The organism is Anseongella ginsenosidimutans, from assembly GCF_008033235.1.
GTDB classification, from domain to species: domain Bacteria; phylum Bacteroidota; class Bacteroidia; order Sphingobacteriales; family Sphingobacteriaceae; genus Anseongella; species Anseongella ginsenosidimutans.
The window spans coordinates 4,257,668-4,276,846 of the sequence record NZ_CP042432.1; the positions used below are offsets into that span (position 1 = coordinate 4,257,668).

The 19,179-nt window shown below is 50.6% G+C and carries 20 protein-coding genes; 4 read left to right on the top strand and 16 right to left on the bottom strand.

The window, feature by feature from the left end:
- Position 1: 1 nt before the first annotated feature.
- The 10 genes from rpsS to FRZ59_RS18155 all read right to left on the bottom strand — a co-directional run bounded on the left by rpsS (position 2) and on the right by FRZ59_RS18155 (position 8,893).
- On the bottom strand, positions 2–271 hold the full coding sequence (gene rpsS / locus FRZ59_RS18110) for a 30S ribosomal protein S19 (protein WP_132130393.1): 270 nt from the start codon (positions 269–271) through the stop codon (positions 2–4).
- A gap of 3 nt (positions 272–274) precedes the next feature.
- Positions 275–1,099: a 50S ribosomal protein L2 gene (gene rplB, locus FRZ59_RS18115; protein ID WP_132130392.1), complete on the bottom strand. Its 825-nt coding sequence runs from the start codon at positions 1,097–1,099 to the stop codon at positions 275–277.
- Positions 1,100–1,111: 12 nt separating this feature from the next.
- Positions 1,112–1,402, bottom strand: coding sequence for a 50S ribosomal protein L23 (gene rplW / locus FRZ59_RS18120; protein ID WP_132130391.1), 291 nt, complete (start codon positions 1,400–1,402; stop codon positions 1,112–1,114).
- Between the two features lie 2 nt (positions 1,403–1,404).
- Positions 1,405–2,034 (bottom strand): 50S ribosomal protein L4, encoded by a 630-nt coding sequence (gene rplD, locus FRZ59_RS18125; RefSeq protein ID WP_132130390.1) that lies wholly within the window; start codon positions 2,032–2,034, stop codon positions 1,405–1,407.
- 1 nt (position 2,035) lies between these two features.
- Positions 2,036–2,653: a 50S ribosomal protein L3 gene (rplC, locus tag FRZ59_RS18130; RefSeq protein ID WP_132130389.1), complete on the bottom strand. Its 618-nt coding sequence runs from the start codon at positions 2,651–2,653 to the stop codon at positions 2,036–2,038.
- A 306-nt stretch (positions 2,654–2,959) separates the two neighbouring features.
- Positions 2,960–3,265 carry a 30S ribosomal protein S10 gene (rpsJ, locus tag FRZ59_RS18135; protein WP_132130388.1) on the bottom strand — a complete coding sequence of 102 codons (306 nt, stop codon included), beginning with the start codon at positions 3,263–3,265 and terminating at the stop codon, positions 2,960–2,962.
- A 66-nt stretch (positions 3,266–3,331) separates the two neighbouring features.
- Entirely contained in the window at positions 3,332–5,467 is a 2,136-nt protein-coding gene (fusA, locus tag FRZ59_RS18140) for an elongation factor G (protein WP_132130387.1), read from the bottom strand.
- A gap of 11 nt (positions 5,468–5,478) precedes the next feature.
- Positions 5,479–5,946 (bottom strand): 30S ribosomal protein S7, encoded by a 468-nt coding sequence (rpsG, locus tag FRZ59_RS18145; RefSeq protein WP_132130386.1) that lies wholly within the window; start codon positions 5,944–5,946, stop codon positions 5,479–5,481.
- 2 nt (positions 5,947–5,948) lie between these two features.
- Entirely contained in the window at positions 5,949–6,326 is a 378-nt protein-coding gene (gene rpsL, locus FRZ59_RS18150; protein WP_132130385.1) for a 30S ribosomal protein S12, read from the bottom strand.
- Between the two features lie 98 nt (positions 6,327–6,424).
- Positions 6,425–8,893 (bottom strand): DUF5686 and carboxypeptidase regulatory-like domain-containing protein, encoded by a 2,469-nt coding sequence (locus FRZ59_RS18155; protein WP_132130384.1) that lies wholly within the window; start codon positions 8,891–8,893, stop codon positions 6,425–6,427.
- A gap of 105 nt (positions 8,894–8,998) precedes the next feature.
- Here FRZ59_RS18155 and kbl point away from each other — a divergent pair, with 105 nt between their 5' ends.
- Complete coding sequence (kbl, locus tag FRZ59_RS18160; protein ID WP_132130383.1) at positions 8,999–10,195, top strand: glycine C-acetyltransferase; 1,197 nt, start codon at positions 8,999–9,001, stop codon at positions 10,193–10,195.
- Positions 10,196–10,224: 29 nt separating this feature from the next.
- Entirely contained in the window at positions 10,225–10,686 is a 462-nt protein-coding gene (locus FRZ59_RS18165) for a copper resistance protein NlpE N-terminal domain-containing protein (protein WP_132130382.1), read from the top strand.
- 43 nt (positions 10,687–10,729) lie between these two features.
- Here the strand turns inward: FRZ59_RS18165 and FRZ59_RS18170 are convergent, their stop codons facing one another.
- The 4 genes from FRZ59_RS18170 to FRZ59_RS18185 all read right to left on the bottom strand — a co-directional run bounded on the left by FRZ59_RS18170 (position 10,730) and on the right by FRZ59_RS18185 (position 14,821).
- Positions 10,730–11,032, bottom strand: a complete 303-nt coding sequence (locus FRZ59_RS18170) for a hypothetical protein (RefSeq protein ID WP_132130381.1) — start codon at positions 11,030–11,032, stop codon at positions 10,730–10,732.
- A gap of 14 nt (positions 11,033–11,046) precedes the next feature.
- Positions 11,047–12,471, bottom strand: a complete 1,425-nt coding sequence (gene dnaA, locus FRZ59_RS18175; protein ID WP_132130380.1) for a chromosomal replication initiator protein DnaA — start codon at positions 12,469–12,471, stop codon at positions 11,047–11,049.
- Positions 12,472–12,754: 283 nt separating this feature from the next.
- Complete coding sequence (locus FRZ59_RS18180) at positions 12,755–14,305, bottom strand: acyl-CoA mutase large subunit family protein (RefSeq protein ID WP_132130379.1); 1,551 nt, start codon at positions 14,303–14,305, stop codon at positions 12,755–12,757.
- A gap of 12 nt (positions 14,306–14,317) precedes the next feature.
- Positions 14,318–14,821, bottom strand: a complete 504-nt coding sequence (locus FRZ59_RS18185; protein WP_132130378.1) for a DUF7935 family protein — start codon at positions 14,819–14,821, stop codon at positions 14,318–14,320.
- 122 nt (positions 14,822–14,943) lie between these two features.
- Here FRZ59_RS18185 and FRZ59_RS18190 point away from each other — a divergent pair, with 122 nt between their 5' ends.
- Complete coding sequence (locus FRZ59_RS18190) at positions 14,944–15,285, top strand: HesB/IscA family protein (protein ID WP_132130377.1); 342 nt, start codon at positions 14,944–14,946, stop codon at positions 15,283–15,285.
- A gap of 105 nt (positions 15,286–15,390) precedes the next feature.
- Here the strand turns inward: FRZ59_RS18190 and FRZ59_RS18195 are convergent, their stop codons facing one another.
- Positions 15,391–16,794, bottom strand: a complete 1,404-nt coding sequence (locus tag FRZ59_RS18195) for a Gfo/Idh/MocA family protein (RefSeq protein WP_132130376.1) — start codon at positions 16,792–16,794, stop codon at positions 15,391–15,393.
- Positions 16,795–16,876: 82 nt separating this feature from the next.
- Here FRZ59_RS18195 and FRZ59_RS18200 point away from each other — a divergent pair, with 82 nt between their 5' ends.
- The gene (locus tag FRZ59_RS18200) at positions 16,877–18,109 is read left to right on the top strand and encodes an ABC transporter permease (protein WP_132130375.1); all 1,233 of its coding nucleotides are present in this window, start codon (positions 16,877–16,879) and stop codon (positions 18,107–18,109) included.
- A gap of 36 nt (positions 18,110–18,145) precedes the next feature.
- Here FRZ59_RS18200 and galE read toward each other — a convergent pair whose 3' ends face one another.
- The gene (gene galE / locus FRZ59_RS18205) at positions 18,146–19,168 is read right to left on the bottom strand and encodes a UDP-glucose 4-epimerase GalE (RefSeq protein ID WP_132130374.1); all 1,023 of its coding nucleotides are present in this window, start codon (positions 19,166–19,168) and stop codon (positions 18,146–18,148) included.
- Positions 19,169–19,179: the final 11 nt, after the last annotated feature.

The window sequence follows — 19,179 nt, forward strand, 5'->3', positions numbered from 1 at the left end:
TTTATTTCTTTCTGTCTCCTGAGTGTCCGCGGAAAGTACGTGTCGGAGCGAATTCACCCAGTTTATGCCCAACCATGTTTTCGGTAACATATACCGGAATAAACTTATTGCCATTATGAACGGCAAAGGTATGGCCCACGAAATCAGGCGAAATGGTAGAACGGCGTGACCATGTTTTCAGAACCGACTTTTTTCCGGATTCTACCAACGTCAGCACCTTCTTCTCCAGGTTATGATCGATATAGGGGCCTTTTTTAATTGAACGAGCCATGGCTTATTTCTTTCTTCTTTCTATGATATAACGATTAGACGCTTTCTTATCGTGGCGGGTCTTGTACCCTTTGGAAAGCAAGCCTTTCCTTGAACGCGGATGGCCTCCTGAAGCACGGCCTTCACCACCACCCATCGGGTGATCTACCGGGTTCATGGCAACACCTCTTGTACGGGGCCTTCTTCCAAGCCAGCGTTTGCGTCCCGCTTTTCCAAGCTTTTCATTGGTATGCTCCGAGTTGGAAACCGTACCGATGGTAGCCATGCAGGTTTGAAGTATCAGCCTGGTCTCGCCTGAAGGAAGTTTTATCACTGCATACTTGCCGTCCCGGTTGGTCAGCTGGGCATATGTGCCTGCACTGCGCGCCATGGAAGCACCCTGGCCGGGGTTCAATTCAATATTATGAATAATGGAACCCAGGGGCATCTTACCTAGCGGAAGCGCATTCCCGACTTCAGGGGCGGCGGTCTCTCCTGAAACTACCTGCTGCCCTGTCTTCAGGCCTTCCGGCGCAATAATGTACCGCTTTTCCCCGTCAGCGTAATGTAAGAGCGCGATGCGTGCGGTACGGTTAGGATCATATTCGATCGTAGCCACGGTGGCCGGAATATCAAACTTGTTCCTTTTGAAATCAATGATCCGGTATTTCTTTTTATGCCCTCCGCCGATATAGCGCATGGTCATTTTACCTTTATGATTTCTTCCTCCGCTGCGTTTCTTTACGGCGACAAGCGACTTCTCAGGAACATTAGTGGTAATGTCGCTGTAATTGCTTCCTATCCTGAATCTGGTTCCCGGCGTTACCGGTTTAAATCTTTTTACTGCCATTTCCTTCTGGAATTAATCGTTACCGTAAAAATCAATCGCATCACCGCTGGCAAGGGATACAACCGCTTTCTTAAAACGGGGCGAGCGTCCGCTTACAAAGCCGCGTTTTGTGCCGCGGGCTTTCCGTTTACCGTCATACCGGAGGGTATTGACAGCGGCAACGCTTACACCGTACATTTTCTCAACTGCTTCCCTGATCTGGATCTTGTTTGCTTTCAGATCCACGAGGAAAACATATTTATTAAGCTTATCGGTCAACAGGGTGACTTTCTCAGTCAGAACCGGTTTCTTTAAAATTTCCATAATTACTTCGTAAACGCCTCCTCGATCGTTTTAACAGCGCTCTCGGTGATCAGCAGCTTACCCGCGTTCAATACGTCGTAGGTATTGAGGTCGCCTGCGGAGATCACGTTCGCCTTTTGCAGGTTCCTGCTGGAGAGAAAAATATTTTTGTCATTCCCCGGAAGGACCAGCATGCTCTTTACACCGTCCAGCTTCAGGCTGTTGATCAGGTTCAGGTAATTTTTCGTTTTGGGTGCATCAAAATTGAAATCAGCCAATACGACTATATTATTTTCCTTTGCCTTATGGCTCAATGCCGATTTACGGGCCAGTTTCTTGGTTTTCTTGTTGAGCTTGAAACCGTAATCCCTGGGCTGCGGGCCGAAAATGCGTCCCCCGCCCCGGAACACCGGGCTCTTAATACTTCCTTTACGGGATCCGCCGGTACCTTTCTGGCGGTGGAGCTTACGGGTTGACCCGGATATCTCATTCCGCTGCTTGGACTTGGAGGTGCCCTGGCGCTGGTTAGCCAGGTACTGCTTTACATCCAGGTAAATCGCGTGATCGTTAGGCTCAATGCCGAATACCTCATCAGACAATGTAACCTTGTTACCCGTTTCCTTGCCTGTTATATCGAATACCTTCAGTTCCATGTTATTTCTCAATGATTACGTAAGAGCCCTTAGCACCCGGAACAGATCCGCTTACTACCAGTACATTTTGTTCGGGATACACTTTAACTACCCGCAGGTTCTGGATCTTCACCCGGTCTCCTCCGGTTCGTCCTGCCATGCGCATGCCCTTAAATACCCTTGAAGGGAAAGAGGAAGCACCCAGTGAACCGGGAGCGCGCAGACGGTTGTGCTGGCCGTGAGTCTGGCCGCCGACACCGCTGAAGTTATGCCTTTTCACAACACCCTGGAATCCTTTTCCCTTGGAAGTGCCGACTACGTCGATAAAATCACCTTCATTGAAAAGTTCCACGGTAAGGGTTTCGCCCTGCTGCTTATCTTCTTCAAAATACCTGAATTCCACCAGGCGGCGCTTTGGAGTGGTACCGGCCTTTTTAAAGTGCCCGGCAAGCGCTGCGGTAGTCTTCTTTTCCTTCTTCTCGTCGTAAGCCAGCTGAACAGCTGTATAGCCGTCCTTTTCCAGGGTTTTTACCTGCGTAACCACACAGGGCCCTGCTTCGATGACCGTACAGGGAACTTGTTTCCCGTCGGCATCAAAAATACTGGTCATTCCAACCTTTTTACCAATTAATCCTGACATGTTATTTAGTTTAGCATCGATCCCGGAGCGCGCGAAGCGCGCAGTTTAAAGTTTGAAGTTTAAGGTTTAAAGTTTCCAAGTTCAGGCTTTCAAATTCCAAACCTGGGCTTTGAACCTCTTTCTTCTCTTTTTTACTTTCTTCCGGGACTTACCAATTAATTTACTCTTTTTCGTTTCCAGCCTGATCAGGCTCTTCCAGTTCCGGCTCTCCGGCAAAGGTTTCCATGAAAACCTTGAACTTTAAACCTTGAACCGTTGCAAAGCAACCTTGAACTTTGAACTTTGAACCTTAAACTATTAAGGTCGTCAGACCTTAATCTCAACTTCCACCCCGCTGGGCAATTCCAGCTTCATCAGTGCGTCTACGGTTTTAGCGGTGGAGCTGTAAATATCCAGCAGTCGTTTATAAGCGCAAAGCTGGAACTGCTCCCTTGCTTTCTTGTTCACGTGCGGTGAACGCAACACGGTGTAAATCTTCTTTTCCGTGGGCAGGGGAATAGGACCGCTAACCACTGCGCCCGTAGGCTTTACCGTCTTAACGATCTTCTCAGCTGACTTATCAACCAGGCTGTAATCGTAGGACTTTAATTTGATTCTGATTCTTTGGCTCATTATTTCTATTTTATTCAGCCGGAAGATAGAGCAATGAACACCCTCCGGCTGATTCTTAATCTGATACTAGTTCTTCGCTTTACTTCCCTTTACCTTTGCAATTACCTCGTCCGCCACGTTCTTAGGCGCCTCGGCAAAGTGCGAGAACTCCATGGTAGAAGTAGCACGGCCGGAAGTGATCGTACGCAGCGTGGTCACATATCCGAACATTTCGGACAGGGGAACCTTTGCCTTGATCACCTGGGCGCCGCCACGGGTATCCATACCTTCGAGCTGGCCACGACGTTTGTTCAGGTCGCCCATTACGTCACCCATGTTCTCTTCCGGAGTAGTTACTTCTACTTTCATAATGGGCTCCATCAGCACAGGTCTGGCTTTCGGAAGGGCCTCGCGGAAAGCGGTACGGGCAGCGATCTCAAAGGAAAGCGCGTCAGAGTCCACCGCGTGGAAGGACCCGTCAAACAACCGCACCTTCATGTCGGTGACCGGGTAACCGGCAAGTACGCCATTTTGCATGGCTTCTTTGAATCCCTTCTCCACGGAAGGAATGTATTCCCTCGGGATAGAACCGCCTACGATCTCGTTTACAAACTGCAGACCGCTCTGACCTTCGTCAATGGGGGAAATTTCCACCTGTATATCGGCAAACTTACCACGGCCGCCCGTTTGTTTCTTATATACTTCGCGGTGAGAAACCTTGCCGGTAATAGCTTCCTTGTAAGAAACCTGTGGCGCTCCCTGGTTACATTCCACCTTGAACTCCCTGCGGAGGCGGTCAACAATGATCTCCAGGTGAAGTTCACCCATTCCGCTGATCACCGTCTGGCCTGTTTCTGGATCGCTGTTTACTTTGAACGTAGGATCTTCTTCGGAAAGCTTTGCCAGCGCAACGCCCAGCTTGTCAATATCAGCCTGTGTTTTCGGTTCAATGGCCAGGCCAATTACCGGTTCCGGGAACTCAATAGCCTCGAATACGATCGGCGCCTTTTCATTACAAAGCGTATCTCCGGTGCGGATATCCTTGAAACCTACAGCGGCTCCGATATCTCCGGCTTCGATACGGTCAATGGGGTTTTGCTTGTTGGCGTGCATCTGCATGATACGCGAGATGCGCTCCTTTTTCATCGTCCGGGTATTCAGTACGTAAGAACCGGCATCCAGCCCTCCTGAATAAACACGGAAAAATGCCAGTCGTCCTACGAAAGGATCGGTCATGATCTTAAAGGCAAGCGCGGCAAAATTATCGGCAGGGTCAGGCCTGCGCTCTTCTTCCTTACCGCTGTCCGGGTTGGTTCCCTTCACAGCAGGAATCTCGTCAGGTGCCGGCAGGAACTTACATACGGCATCCAGCATCGTTTGCACACCCTTGTTCTTAAAGGAGGATCCGCACATCATCGGCGTAATCTTCAACGCCATTGTCGCTTTGCGGACCGCCTCATTCAATTCCTGGGGGGTGATAGCCTCCGGGCTCTCAAAAAATTTCTCGAGCAGTGCATCGTCAAACTCCGCCACGGCCTCGATCAATTTGCCCCGGTACTCGTCTACCTGTTCTTTCAGGTCTTCCGGAATAGGAACTTCCGTATAGGTCATCCCCTGGGTATCTTCGTCCCAGATATAAGCTTTATTGAAAATAAGGTCGACAATTCCTTTGAACGTATCTTCGGAACCGATTGGGATCTGCAGGGGAACCGGGTTACCGTGAAGGCGTTCCTTCACCTGCTTAACAACGCTCAGGAAGTCAGCGCCGGAACGGTCCATCTTATTCACAAAACCAATACGCGGTACATTGTACTTGTTCATCTGCCGCCATACGGTTTCGGACTGGGGCTCTACGCCACCAACCGCGCAAAAGAGCGCAATGGCTCCGTCCAGTACGCGAAGCGAACGCTCTACCTCTACGGTAAAATCCACGTGGCCCGGCGTATCAATGATATTGATCTGGAAATCATGCGAATCAGGAGTAGGCACCCCGTGATCGGTAGGGAACTTCCAGAAAGTAGTCGTAGCAGCCGAGGTAATGGTAATACCGCGTTCCTGCTCCTGTACCATCCAGTCCATCGTAGCGGCGCCGTCATGGACCTCGCCGATCTTGTGGACCTTTCCCGTATAATATAATATTCGTTCGGTTGTCGTGGTTTTACCAGCATCAATATGGGCTGAAATCCCAATATTACGAACGTATTTTAATTCTCTGTTAGCCATCGTGAATTTCCTTAAAATCTAAAATGGGAGAAAGCCTTGTTGGCTTCTGCCATTCTGTGCGTGTCTTCTTTCTTTTTAACGGAAGCTCCTTCTCCCTTGGCCGCCGCCATAATTTCACCGGCCAGTTTTTCCTGCATGGTCTTTTCGTTCCGCTTACGGGCGTACCCGATCATCCATTTCATTGCCAGGGCAATGCGGCGCTCGGGACGTACTTCGGTAGGGACCTGGAAATTCGCTCCGCCAACCCGGCGGCTCTTTACCTCAACGGCAGGCATTACGTTATTCAATGCCTTACGCCAGGCTTCCAGCCCGCTCTCGCCGGTCTTTTCCTGTACAATGTCCACAGCATCATAAAAAATGCGATAGGAAAGGCTTTTCTTTCCATCCCACATCATGTTATTCACGAACCTGGTCACCATTACTTCATTAAAGCGGGGATCAGGTAAAATTATCCGTTTTTTAGGAGTATCTTTCCTCATTGCTATTTCTTTTTAGCCCGTTTTGTTCCGTATTTTGAACGGCGCTGATTGCGGCCTTCCACACCTGCAGTATCCAGGGCGCCCCTGACAATATGGTAGCGGACACCGGGAAGGTCTTTTACCCTTCCGCCGCGGACCAATACGATGGAGTGTTCCTGAAGATTATGCCCTTCGCCCGGGATATACGCGTTCACTTCCTTCCCATGAGACAAACGTACCCTGGCTACTTTACGCATGGCCGAATTCGGCTTTTTTGGCGTAGTAGTATACACCCTGGTACAAACTCCCCGTTTCTGAGGACAGGAATCCAACGCAGGCGACTTGCTCTTGTCAACAAGCTGAACACGCCCCTTTCTTACTAACTGCTGTATAGTTGGCATTTATCAAGTTATTTATCAATGAAAAAGTCCCTTTTTCTGAGGGACTGCAAAGGTAGCAACAATAAATGAATTTACAAACGCGAGAATTGAAAATAATTTTATAGCCCCAGGCCAATCCGGAGGCCGTTACTCATTTTCCCGTCCGGACCCCATGAAAAAGCCCAGCCCGCCTTCAGCCCTATTTTCTGCACGCCCAGGAATAGCTCCCAGTAATGCTGCAGGTTTTCGGTGTACAGGTAATTGACGCCTACTGTCTCCCGCAGCTTCAGCTGCCTCAGCAGGGGAACTTTATTCAGAAGGAAGCCTTCCAGGTTATGTTCAAAATGCCCTTCCAGGAAATAATCGGTGGAAAAGGCGCTGTAGTTGCCCAGCAGGTAAAAACGGTCAAAGTTCAATCCTGCATAAATATCGGTATTCCCGGAGAACTGGTGCGCATCCATGTAATACAAGGAACGATTGTTCAGGAACCCTCCCCCACCGAGGCTGAAGGCTGACTGCCCGTAAAGGCCCAGGTTCACCCGCCGGTCATATACGCTCAGGGACAGCACATCATAATCTACCTCCGAGCCCGCCAGGGGAATCCCCTTCGTGTAAGAAAGGCGCAGCCGCGGCCAGGGCGATCCCAGCCGCCAGCGCTCGTCAGGGAGGGTCTTGTACTGCTGCCCGAAGACAATATCGGCCTGCACCTTCCAGCTCAATGCATTATGAGCGGCAAAGGCCGGCGCATTCCCTTCCTCCTTCAGCGGGTCATTTGCCTCGAAACGACGGTCTTCTTCCTTCCGGAAGGAATAGTAATTTGTATTTACCAGCGGTAGCCGGCGGGCATAGCCTATTTCAGTATGCAGCGTGAGGCCGTTCCATACTTCCCTTCCGGCGAATAGCTCAAGGAAACGCCTTTCATAAATCTTTTTCAGGTTCCTCCCCGCAGCCAGGGTAAATATGCTGTTGACAAGCGCGTTTACCGGCGAATGCGCATTAAAGTCCGCCACTTCGGAACCGCCCCGCAATCCCACGCTCGCCTGGTGAAGCGGAGAATAATGGTATTCCGCTTCTGCCGAAGGGTTAAAATGGTGGTTGGAGAACCCATATCGCAACCTGGGGGAAACCGACCAGGAGCGCCCGTCCTCCAGCTCTTTCCGGTACCGGTAAGCCATCTCCAGCGCGGCCCCTTCCACCGTATTGAATTGCAGGCCCAGCAGCAAGGGTGAAATATGATGGCTTTGCTTATGGAAACGATCATTATAGACATAGCCGGGAAAAATAAACTTCCCGATCTTAAAGCGATTGTTCTTTGCATCCAGCGAATCCAGGTAGGCTTCGGTCTCTTTCAGCCGGGCAATGCTGTCCTTTTCATGATAGCCCTCCCGTTCTTCACCCGTCAGGGGAACCGGCCGGTCCGCTGCCCAGTAAGCGGAATCCTTTTCATTCGCCCCTTTTTCGATGCGTACCACTTCATTGTTAAAAAAGCCTTCTTCAAATTCAACCGGCATCCGGTAATTATCGAAGACGCCAAGGAAATAGCCGGTAAGATGGAATTTAAGCAGTTTTATCCCGTAACGCAGCCTTTTGGTGGCCGGCATCCACAGCGAATCCCCGGTTTCACGGAAAGTCTGCTTTATATTCAGAGAATCCACGAAATTCAATTGCGCATCCCTGGTAAGGGTCAGGTCCAGGCTATGAATACGCCAGTTATTCTCCATAATATAAATATGCCCCCTGAATACAGGATCATGCCGGCGGCGTGGAATAACAGCGATCTTGTTGACCAGATAGCCGCTTTCTTCAAACGTCCCCTCCAGGCGGTAGCGGTAATAGAACAAGGCATTGTCCGCAACGGGCGAAACAAAGCCCCGGTTATTCAGGTCCCTGAGCAACAAGTTCTGGTAAAAGCTGAACAGCATTTCCGAGGCTTCGTTAAAGCTGAACCCGCTGTTATCTCCCGCAACTTTAGAAGAATAAACGATCTCCTTATATGTATCCGGGTCCTTTACAAATAATTCAGACTGCGATTCGGAAAGGTAAACGATGCCCTGGTTATTGGAATCCAGCTCAAGGGCGTTGCGAACGTCCATCCCCAGGAACTTTTCCGGGGCGTCTTCCATTCGCTGCAACCCTTTTATATATACGTCCGCGGCATAGTTTTGCTCCTGCCTGAGATGAGTCTGCCTTCGCGCTATGGCTTTCCTGATAATGGCGTATGCAGGGTCCTCCCGGCTGGCAGTCACTGCAACCGTTTCCAGGCGGAGCCGCTCCTGGGAAAGCCTTACATCCAGAACGGTATCGGAAGAAAGGCTTAAAGGCCGGGTTTCCTGCCGGTAGCCGATGCTTTTGAACAGGAGTTTCCAGTCACCCTTCCCGAGCCGGAGCATATAAAAGCCGTTCTCGTTCGCCGTCACTCCCCGGCTGCTTCCCGAAACGAATACACTGGCGAAAGGAACAGGTTCCCCCAGCGAATCGCTGACAGTTCCCGCAACGGAGTACGTCTGAGCCTGGGTTTGCGCTTCTGTTAAGACCGTCATGCATATGCCGGCCAGGAATAGCAATACCTTAAAACCGTTGATTATCATAGGTTGTTGAAAGCGCTTGATTTCATTTGATCGCGTTGTATCCGCAAGATGTGCAATAATAGAAAAATTAATACTTTTGTTGAATTCCAATCAAAAAATTACAGCATGTACGAAACCCTTCAACCTGTATTGAAAAAAGAACTGGCTGCCATTGAAGAAGCAGGCCTGTATAAACAAGAACGCATCATCATTTCTCCGCAGGGAGCGGATATCCGCGTAAAGGACGGCGGCGAAGTGATTAACTTCTGCGCGAACAATTACCTTGGGCTGTCTTCGCATCCGCAGGTGCTGGAAGCGGCAAAAAAATCCATTGACGAACGGGGCTATGGCATGTCCAGCGTCCGCTTTATCTGCGGGACCCAGGATATCCATAAAGAACTGGAACAGAAGATCGCCGCGTACCTGGGCACGGAGGACACTATATTGTATGCAGCCGCCTTCGATGCCAACGGCGGGGTCTTCGAACCCTTGTTCAATGAAGAAGACGCGATTATTTCCGACGAACTGAACCATGCCTCTATTATAGACGGGGTTCGGCTGTGCAAGGCCGAACGTCACCGTTATAAAAACGTGAACATGGAGGATCTCGAGGAAAAGCTGAAGGCAACCCAGCATAAACGTCACCGCATTATCGTTACCGACGGCGCCTTTTCCATGGACGGCACCATTGCCCCGCTGAATAAGATCTGCGAGCTGGCAGATAAATACAAAGCCCTCGTCATGAGCGATGAAAGCCATTGTACCGGTTTCCTGGGTAAAACGGGAAGGGGTTCGCATGAATACAATGACGTAATGGGCCGTATAGACATTATTACCGGCACGCTGGGGAAAGCGCTCGGCGGCGCCTCCGGCGGGTTTACCAGCGGCCGAAAAGAGATCATTGATATGCTGCGCCAACGCTCAAGGCCTTACCTGTTCTCGAACACACTGGCCCCGGGCATTACCGGAGCATCCATTGCCGTATTCGATATGCTGAACGAAACCACCGGGCTGCGCGACAAGCTGGAGCGGAACACCCTGTATTTCCGCGAAAAAATGATGCAGGCCGGCTTCGACATCAAGCCCGGCGTCCATCCCATCGTGCCTATTATGCTGTATGACGCTCCCTTGTCACAGCAATTTGCTTCGCGCCTGCTGGAAGAAGGAATTTACGTGATCGGCTTTTACTACCCGGTAGTAGCCAAAGGGCAGGCCCGTATCCGCGTACAGCTTTCAGCCGCCCACGAACAACATCACCTGGACAAGGCCATAGCGGCGTTTACTAAAATAGGCAAAGAACTGGGCACGCTCCAGGGATCCTGATAATTTCTCTGACACTTGATACGAAATGCATGATACTCAATAGCCGATACCTGATACGAACCAGGGCAGCCCGGATGCTGGCCTTCGCCGCACTATGCGGCGCAAGTCAATTACTGAACGCCTGCGGGCCGGCCGGCCAGAAAAGCGCCGGCCACGAAATGGTTTTTGAAGACACCATCCCCTGCGCAGACTGCCCGGGAATTATTATGCAAGTGAGTTTTGATACGGCCGATCATACCTACAAACGGACCATGACCTACCTGGAAGCCACGGAAGACGGAAAAGACGCTACGTTTACCACGTCAGGATCTTATATTATCGAAAAAGGTTATAAAGAGAATAAGAACGCCCTTTTGTATGTGCTGCAAGCGCCTCCCTCCGGAGGAGAACAGGTATTTCTGGCAGCGGGGGACAGCGCTATTACCGCACTGGACGGCAACCGGGAAATAATCCAGTCCGGCCTGAACTTCACTTTGCGAAAAAAGGAATAGACACCGCAAGAAGCCGTATGGTATTCGTAGCCGAATGTGACGATCATTGGGCAGCCTGATCCAGAAATGCCTTCACAAGGCCTTCCCATTCCTGCTCCAGGGAAAGCCCGGAAGGAAAAGGCTTACCTGCCCTGCGGTACCAGTAGGCAGCATTCCCCGCATCTCCTTCCTTTCGGTGCAGATAGGCGTGTATCCAGGAGCCTTCGCTGCTTTCAAGATCCTGGGCAATATCATGCGCGTTCTCCCAGTCTCCCCTGGCATCGTACCACATCGCGGTTAAAGCGGGCGGCAGGCCGGGAGGCGGATCATTTTTAGAAAAAGTGGCTTTGAATTCGTCCAGGGTCATTGAATGAACGGTTTTCAGGTCATCTTCAATTTCTTCTGGATGTCCTGCACCCAGCTTTTGAATTTTTTGTCGGTGTCGATCAGGTCGTCTACCGTTTGACAGGCATAAATAACGGTGGAATGGTCACGGCCGCCAAAGAACTGGCCGATGGACTTAAGGGAAGCTTTTGTATGACTTTTTGCCAGGTACATGGAAATCTGGCGGGCCTGGACGATCTCTCTTTTCCTGGATTTAGACTTCACGGCATCCACCGGTATTTCAAAATATTCGCATACCAGCTTCTGAATATATTCGATGGAAATTTCTTTATTCGAATGTTTAATGAAGTTCTTCAGCATCTGCTTTGCCAGGGGAAGGTCTACTTCCTTCCTGTTCAGCGTTGACTGGGCCAGCAGGGAGATCAGGGCGCCTTCCAAATCGCGCACGTTCGAATCTATATTATGCGCGACGTATTCGATCACTTCATCGGGAAGAATAATGCCGTCGGCTTTCATTTTCGTCTGCAGGATGGCGATGCGCGTTTCCAGGTCAGGCGACTGCAGGTCGGCGGAAAGGCCCCATTTGAAGCGGGAAAGGAGGCGTTCCTGTACCCCGATCAGGTCCTTGGGCGGCTTGTCCGAAGTCATTACGATCTGCTTTCCGCTGGTATGCAGGTGATTGAAAATGCTGAAAAATACCTCCTGTGTTTTTTCCTTACCGGAAAAGAACTGGATATCGTCAATCAGCAGGACATCTATCAGCTGGTAAAAATTCACAAAGTCGTTAATCGTGCTGTTCTTTACCGAATCGATATATTGCTGAACGAACTTCTCCGCCTGCACATACAGCACCATTTTATCCGGATAGTTGGTTTTAACCGAAGAACCGACAGCCTGGACCAGATGTGATTTCCCGAGGCCGGTCTGACCATAGAGAAAGAGCGGGTTGAATGAAGTCCCTCCCGGCTTGGCGGCCACGGCAAAACCAGCCGAACGCGCCAGGCGGTTACAATCGCCCTCAATAAAATTATCAAAGGAGTATTTGGGATTCAACTGAGGGTCGATATTCACTTTCTTCAGGCCCGGGATAACGAAAGGGTTCTGAATGGAAGCATTGATATTGACCGGCATTGGTACTGACTGGTTTCTTAGCTCCCCGTTGCTGCTTGTGGGGATATTAATGGTATAAGGCTTTTTCTCTTCTGCCTTTTCCATGATAATATTATACTCAAGCCGGCCTTCCACACCCAGATGATGTTTGATGGTCCGTCTCAGCAGCGACACATAATGCTCTTCAAGCCATTCGTAAAAAAACAAACTCGGCACTTGTATGGTCAAAATTTTGTTTTCCAGCTTAATCGCTTTAATGGGCTCAAACCATGTTTTGAAGCTTTGCGCCGGAACGTTGTCCTTGATGATCCGCAGACAATTTTCCCATACCCCATGACAAGTCTTCTCCATACTTGGAATCGTATTAATTTGATTTACAGATAATCTGAAAACGAGGTGGTGTTCTCAGATGCTTCTTCAATAATATAACAAAAATGTTAATAAAAAAAAGATTTTTGCAAAAAGTCAAAAATTGCGTTTTTGACCCCGTGAAGGCAATTTTTGGCCTTCTTCTTGCGGGCCGGGCAACAGAGTTATTAACAAGGGAAGATAAGGTGTTGAAACTGACACTAAAGCGGGTAATTTGTCAACAATCGGATTAAGATAAAGCCGCCGGCCTCAGCAGCGGGAAGGCTCAGCTCCCGTACTCTCCAAAAACACTTCTCAGCTCGCCGGCGATTTCTCCGAGCGTACAGGAAGTCTCCACACACTGAAGAATAAAAGGCATTAAATTTTCCGTTCCGGCGGCGGCCAGCCGGAGGTTCTCCAGGGATTGCGCGGCCACCTGCCCGTCCCTGCCTGCCTTTAGCCGCTGCAGCTTCTCCGCCTGAACCTGCCTGATCGAATCGTCTACCTGGAAAGAGGCGGGTAAAGGGCCTTCCTCCATGACAAAACGGTTTACGCCGACAATCACTTGCTCTCCTTCTTCCAGCGTCTTCTGGTAGCGGTAGGCCGCTTCGCCTATCTGTTGTTGAATATAGCCCGTTTCTGTGGCCTTTACGGCGCCGCCAAGCTCATCTATTTTACGTATGTAACTCCAGGCGGCCTGTTCCAGCTCGTCGGTCAGGGATTCTATAAAATACGAGCCCGCCAGGGGGTCCACCGTATCCGCCGCCCCGCTTTCATAAGCAATGATCTGCTGGGTTCTGAGCGCAATCCTGGCGGCTTCTTCCGTGGGAAGGGAAAGTGCCTCATCATAGCCGTTGGTATGCAAGGATTGAGTGCCGCCCAATACGGCCGCGAGAGCCTGCAAGGTTACGCGGGAAATATTATTCCGGGGCTGCTGCGCCGTGAGCGCCGAGCCGGCGGTTTGCGCATGGAACCGCAGTTGCTGCGCTTTTACATCGGTAGCGCCCATGCCGCTGGTGATCCGGGCCCACATCCTCCGGGCAGCCCTGAACTTCGCGATCTCTTCAAAAAAGTTATTATGGCAGTTGAAAAAGAAAGAAAGCTGCCGGCCGAACACGTTAATATCCAAACCTTTTTCTATCGCGGCCTCCAGGTAAGCCTTTCCGTTTGCGAGCGTGAACGCCAGTTCCTGGGCAGCCGTTGACCCGGCTTCGCGTATATGATAACCCGAAATGGAAATGGTATTCCAGCGGGGCAGTTCGCGGCTGCAATACTCGAAAATATCGGTAATAAGGCGCATAGACGGCTTCGGAGGATAAATATATGTGCCCCTGGCGGCATATTCTTTGAGAATATCATTCTGAATGGTTCCCGAAAGCCTGGCCGGATCGGCCCCTTGCTTCCTGGCCAAGGCAATATACATAGCCAGCAAAACGGACGCCGTCGCATTAATGGTCATGGAAGTACTGATCTTCTGCAATTCAATACCATTGAATAAGACTTCCATATCTTCCAGCGAATCAATGGCTACACCCACTTTTCCCACTTCGCCTTCAGCGAGCGGATGATCGGAATCATAGCCAATCTGGGTAGGCAGGTCGAAGGCGACGGAAAGGCCGGTTATACCTTGTTTAAGCAGGTAATGGTAGCGTTTATTAGAGGCTTCGGCCGTTGAGAAGCCTGCATACTGGCGCATGGTCCAATGTTTCCCGCGGTACATATCCGGCCGGATGCCCCTGGTATAGGGAAAAACGCCCGGCAGTTCTTCCATGGGCCGGCAGGAAGTATACACGTCTTTTATTTCAATTCCCGATGTTGTCAGCACCTTTTTTGCCATACCCTCTCCCATTTAAAAAAAAGCTTTTACCTCTTCCCGCAGTAAAGCAAGCGCCTGCTGATAGGGGTCGTTTTCCAGGGAGCTTACATGGTTCAGCACTGCCCTGGTCAGTTCCATCGCGGCTGCCTCTTCCGGCAGGCTCCGGGCAATGCCATTGATCATGGAAATGGTCTTGTCCTTTAATGACCTGGTCATTTGCCAGCTCCTTTCGGACACATATAACTGCTGGGTGATATTATGGTCAAATTCCGCCCTTATTTCGGCAATAAGGATCGCGTTCAGTTCCTTTGCCGAAATCCCAGGCTGATGATTGCGTACCAGGAGGCTGGAGGGACTGATCCGCTCCACCAGCAATACCAGCCGTTCATAAGCCTGCAGCCGGAGCGGAAGGGTTTGCCCCTGCTCCTTAGGGCCGCCGGAAGCCACTTTTTTCCATACCAGGGCAGCGGCGGCAAGAACCAGCAGCGCAGGGAGGATAATCTTCATCAGATCAAGGATATAATCGCTATTTTCCATGGGTCTCCTTAAAACAAAAAGCCTTCTTATGCCTTTTATAAAGAAAAAATTAACTTTGACAGCGGCGCAGTTTGCGTCTCCGGACAAAGTTATTAAAAATAAAACGTGAAAATTCGGAAGATATGGCAACGACAACGATACCAATAGGCTTTACCCCGGGCGCCCTGAAAGAGCTCAAAAGCTTAATGGTGGAAAAAGAATTGGGGGCCGGCCACGGTCTCCGCGTGGGAGTGGAAGGCGGCGGCTGTTCCGGGATGAATTATATACTTGGTTTTGACGAAAAGAAAGAAGGCGACGAGGAGTTTGACGTGGAAGGCATTCGCGTTTTCCTGAATAAAGCTCATGCCCTTTACCTTGCCGGAATGGAGATCGATTTCCGGAATGGGCTCGATAACCGGGGATTCACTTTTTCCAATCCAAATGCCAGCAGCACCTGCGGCTGCGGAAGTTCCTTTTCGGTTTAATGTTCTTTTTTCGGCTTAACGCTTCGTTTGCGGTTAAAACGTTCGCCTTCGGTTTATAAAAGTCGTTTTCGGTTTAAAAGATTCGCCCGATGCGACCACCAGGCGCTAAAACTGCCTGTATTCCCTCCCGGTTAACCTGTTTGCAGGCTCGAAGTTCGTAATCCGCATAGCTTCCCCGTCCCATAGTAATTGCTTGCGTCCCGGATATACGTATTGATTTCCCTCCTTTTCCCGGTACATATAGCTGAGAATGGCAAGGTTTCCCATCAATACGGTTTCCGTCAGCGGACCTGCCGCATCAAAACTGCTGCTGGTATAAGCGCCATAGCCCTCCTTGCAGGCTCGAACCCATTGCTGCTGATGGCCTTCCTCGGCCCCATCCACCAGGGGGCGCTGCGGAGCGGGCAGGCTGGCCTCCTGCATTAAAGCAGTAGGAAGCAGTGTGGGATTACGACCGAACAAGCCCGCCATTAATTTCGCCTTGCTGCCTTCAAAAATAATCCCGCCGTCCCATTCTCCCATTTGTTCGTCCGGCTTCAGCTCTTTGGGGCGTTTGGGCAGTATCCCGCCGTCATACCAGATGAGTTCCACTTCGGGCAAATTTCCCCTGGCAGGAAATTGAAGGTGGATCTTGGAAGAAGGCGGGTAACTTTCAGGATAATACGCTTCCTCGAAAAAGCCATTCCAGACAGCGCCTATACTGCACTCTACCGCTACCGGGTAAGCAAGTTTCAGCGCCCGGTAAGGCACATCTATGAAATGACAGCCCATATCGCCCAAAGCGCCGGTTCCAAAATCAACCCAACCCCGCCATGTTGCCGGCAAATAGGCAGGGTGATAGGCACGCTGCTTCGCCGTACCCAGCCAGAGATCCCAGCTCAATTCGGCAGGGACCGGCGGACCGCCTTCCGGTAGCGAAATACCCTGGGGCCATACAGGCCGGTTGGTCCAGATATGCACCCTTCGGACTTCTCCAATAAGGCCGGACTGTATCCAGGCTTCAATTTTACGGGTGCTGTCGCCGCTGCTGCCCTGGTTCCCCATTTGTGTTACCACTTTGAACTTTGCGGCGGCTTCGGTCAGTTTCCTTGCTTCCCGGATGTCATGAGTCAGGGGCTTTTCGCAATATAAATGTTTTCCATGCTCCAAAACCGCCATCGCCTGTACGGCATGCATATGATCCGGCGTACTGACGATGACCGCGTCGAATTTCCGGTGCCTTCTGTCAAGCATTTCCCGGTAGTCCCTGAAATACCTGGCCCTGGGCCATTTTTTGCGCGCTTCCGCCGACATCCTGTCGTCCACATCACAAAGCGCTACGATGTTGTCGGAGCCGTTATTCCAGGAATTGTTAAGGTTTACCATGCCCTTTCCGCCGGTACCGATAGCGGCAATATCCAGTTTATCGCTGGGAGGGATCTTTCCTTTACCGCCCAGTACATGCGGGGGAACAATAAAGAATCCTGCTGCCAGGCCGGCCCCGCTGCGAATGAACTTTCTCCGTTCCATGGAAGTACTATTATTTCAAAAGGTAAAATAAACAGAAAATTATTCAGAATGCTTTATTATTTTTACAAATCATTCCCTGCAGATGGTTTATTCGGAAGACATTAAAGTTGGCATACAATCAATTGGTGCAAACAGGCTGCGCAGCATTCTAACCGCATTGATCATCGCTATTGGTATAACCGCCCTGGTAGGGATCCTTACCGTAATAGACGGGGTGAAGAAAAATATCAATGAGAACTTTGCCGCCATGGGCGCCAATTCCTTCACCATCCGCAACCGGGGCTTTAATCTACGCATCGGCGAAGGAGGAAACCGGCCCAAGCCTTATCCCCCCATCCGTTACGAAGAAGCCATGGACTTCAAGCAGCGTTACACTTTTTCAGAAGTTGTGTCAGTTTCAGATAATATCAGCGGAAGTTCAACCATAAAGTATGAAGGCGCCCAAACGGATCCGAACGTAAGAGTGATAGGAGGCGACGAAGACTGGGCCATCGCCTCCGGCTATGAAATTGCGCTTGGCAGGAATTTCTCCGCCAATGAACTCAATTACGCCAACAGCGTCACTATTATCGGCAACGATATTAAAGAAAGGGTCTTCGGAAACGAGGATCCGATTAACAAAGTGATCACCGTAGGCAGCAACCGTTTCAAGGTGATTGGCGTATTCAAGGATAAAGGAGATGCCATTATCGGACCAGGAGACCGTTTTTGCTTAATTCCAATTTCAAAGGCCAAACAGTTGGAAGCGAGCGAAAATACCAGCTATACGATTACGGTCATGGCAGGCAATCCGCAAACCGTCGAAGGAACCATTGGTGAAGCCAAAGGATTGCTGCGGAGCATCAGGAAATTAAATACGCGTGAAACGGATAATTTTGAGATAACCAAAAGCGACGCGTTTGCCACGTCGCTTATCGAGAACTTGAAGTACATTAATATCGCGACCACCGCTATTGGTGGAATCACCCTCTTTGGGGCGGCTATTGCGCTGATGAACATCATGCTGGTATCGGTTACCGAACGTACCCGGGAAATAGGGGTCCGGAAATCCATCGGCGCCACTTCGGCGGTCATCCGGCGGCAGTTCCTGATAGAAGCGATCATTATTTGTATCCTTGGCGGCGTAGGAGGCGTTATTTTTGGCCTCGGCGTCGGCAACGGGCTTTCCGTCCTCATTGGCGGCACCTTTGTAATACCCTGGTGGCCCATTGTCATGGGAATCCTGCTTTGCGTTGCGGTGGGAATTGTCTCCGGTCTTTACCCGGCCGTCAAAGCTTCCAAGCTGGACCCGGTGGACGCGCTTCGGTACGAGTAAGGCCCGCAGGGCAGGCTTCGCCAGGCGAAGGGATGCTTACTTTTTATCCGCCAGGCGCTGTTCCCATTTCCATGCCGAAGCGACCATCTCCTCCAGGCCCAGGTTTGCTTTCCATCCCAGTTCGCTGTTCGAAAAAGAAGTATCGGCATATACCTTTTCAATATCGCCGGCCCGCCGGGGGCCAATGGTATAATTCAGCTTTACGCCGTTTACCTTTTCAAAAGCTTTGATCACCTCCAGTACCGAATAGCCGCTGCCGGTCCCCAGATTAAAAAATTCAATGGACGCTTTGTTCTGGCCGGCGATAAGCCGCTCGCAAGCTTTCACATGCGCTTTTGCCAGATCCACGACATGGATATAGTCCCTGATACCGGATCCGTCGGGAGTATCGTAATCATCGCCGAAAACCGTCAGTTTCTCCCGCTTGCCGATGGCCGTCTGTGTAATAAAAGGCATCAGGTTATTTGGTACGCCGCGCGGCAGCTCCCCGATGAGGGCGCTTTCATGAGCCCCGACAGGATTGAAATACCGGAGGGATATTGCTTTCAGCGCGGTAGCGGCGGCCACGTTCCGCAGAATATCCTCGCACATCTGCTTGGTATTGCCATAAGGCGATTCCGCCTGCTTAATGGGGGCCGATTCAGAAACGGGCAGCTCATCCGGCTGGCCGTAAACTGTACAGGACGAAGAAAATACAAAATTAGGTATACCTGCGGCGAGCATACATTCCAGCAGGTTGATCGTCGAATCAAGGTTATTCCTGTAATAAGAAAGGGGTTTCTGAACCGATTCGCCAACCGCCTTAAAAGCGGCGAAATGAATAATTGCCGTAATGTCGGGGTGGGCTGCTATTATTTTTTCAACTGCTTCCCGGCTGCCGGCATCTTCCTGGTAAAAACCAGGGCTGTGTCCTGTTATCTGCCGGATCCCCTCAAGAACGGAAATCTCTGAATTGCTAAGGTTATCGATGATCACCGGTTCATGCCCGGCGTTTATCAATTCCACTATTGTGTGGGACCCGATGTACCCCGTCCCGCCGGTAACAAGTATTTTTGACATGCCTGTATTTT

Excerpts from the sequence above, each read along its gene's own strand:
- FRZ59_RS18155 (WP_132130384.1), bottom strand. The coding sequence starts at position 8,893 with ATGATAATCAACGGTTTTAAGGTATTGCTATTCCTGGCCGGCATATGC.
- rplD (WP_132130390.1), bottom strand. The coding sequence starts at position 2,034 with ATGGAACTGAAGGTATTCGATATAACAGGCAAGGAAACGGGTAACAAG.
- fusA (WP_132130387.1), bottom strand. The coding sequence starts at position 5,467 with ATGGCTAACAGAGAATTAAAATACGTTCGTAATATTGGGATTTCAGCC.
- rpsS (WP_132130393.1), bottom strand. The coding sequence starts at position 271 with ATGGCTCGTTCAATTAAAAAAGGCCCCTATATCGATCATAACCTGGAG.
- FRZ59_RS18170 (WP_132130381.1), bottom strand. The coding sequence starts at position 11,032 with ATGACCCTGGACGAATTCAAAGCCACTTTTTCTAAAAATGATCCGCCT.
- rplB (WP_132130392.1), bottom strand. The coding sequence starts at position 1,099 with ATGGCAGTAAAAAGATTTAAACCGGTAACGCCGGGAACCAGATTCAGG.
- rplW (WP_132130391.1), bottom strand. The coding sequence starts at position 1,402 with ATGGAAATTTTAAAGAAACCGGTTCTGACTGAGAAAGTCACCCTGTTG.
- FRZ59_RS18195 (WP_132130376.1), bottom strand. The coding sequence starts at position 16,794 with ATGGAACGGAGAAAGTTCATTCGCAGCGGGGCCGGCCTGGCAGCAGGA.
- FRZ59_RS18180 (WP_132130379.1), bottom strand. The coding sequence starts at position 14,305 with ATGGCAAAAAAGGTGCTGACAACATCGGGAATTGAAATAAAAGACGTG.
- dnaA (WP_132130380.1), bottom strand. The coding sequence starts at position 12,471 with ATGGAGAAGACTTGTCATGGGGTATGGGAAAATTGTCTGCGGATCATC.
- FRZ59_RS18200 (WP_132130375.1), top strand. The coding sequence starts at position 16,877 with ATGGTTTATTCGGAAGACATTAAAGTTGGCATACAATCAATTGGTGCA.
- galE (WP_132130374.1), bottom strand. The coding sequence starts at position 19,168 with ATGTCAAAAATACTTGTTACCGGCGGGACGGGGTACATCGGGTCCCAC.
- rplC (WP_132130389.1), bottom strand. The coding sequence starts at position 2,653 with ATGTCAGGATTAATTGGTAAAAAGGTTGGAATGACCAGTATTTTTGAT.
- FRZ59_RS18165 (WP_132130382.1), top strand. The coding sequence starts at position 10,225 with ATGATACTCAATAGCCGATACCTGATACGAACCAGGGCAGCCCGGATG.
- rpsJ (WP_132130388.1), bottom strand. The coding sequence starts at position 3,265 with ATGAGCCAAAGAATCAGAATCAAATTAAAGTCCTACGATTACAGCCTG.
- FRZ59_RS18185 (WP_132130378.1), bottom strand. The coding sequence starts at position 14,821 with ATGGAAAATAGCGATTATATCCTTGATCTGATGAAGATTATCCTCCCT.
- kbl (WP_132130383.1), top strand. The coding sequence starts at position 8,999 with ATGTACGAAACCCTTCAACCTGTATTGAAAAAAGAACTGGCTGCCATT.
- rpsL (WP_132130385.1), bottom strand. The coding sequence starts at position 6,326 with ATGCCAACTATACAGCAGTTAGTAAGAAAGGGGCGTGTTCAGCTTGTT.
- rpsG (WP_132130386.1), bottom strand. The coding sequence starts at position 5,946 with ATGAGGAAAGATACTCCTAAAAAACGGATAATTTTACCTGATCCCCGC.
- FRZ59_RS18190 (WP_132130377.1), top strand. The coding sequence starts at position 14,944 with ATGGCAACGACAACGATACCAATAGGCTTTACCCCGGGCGCCCTGAAA.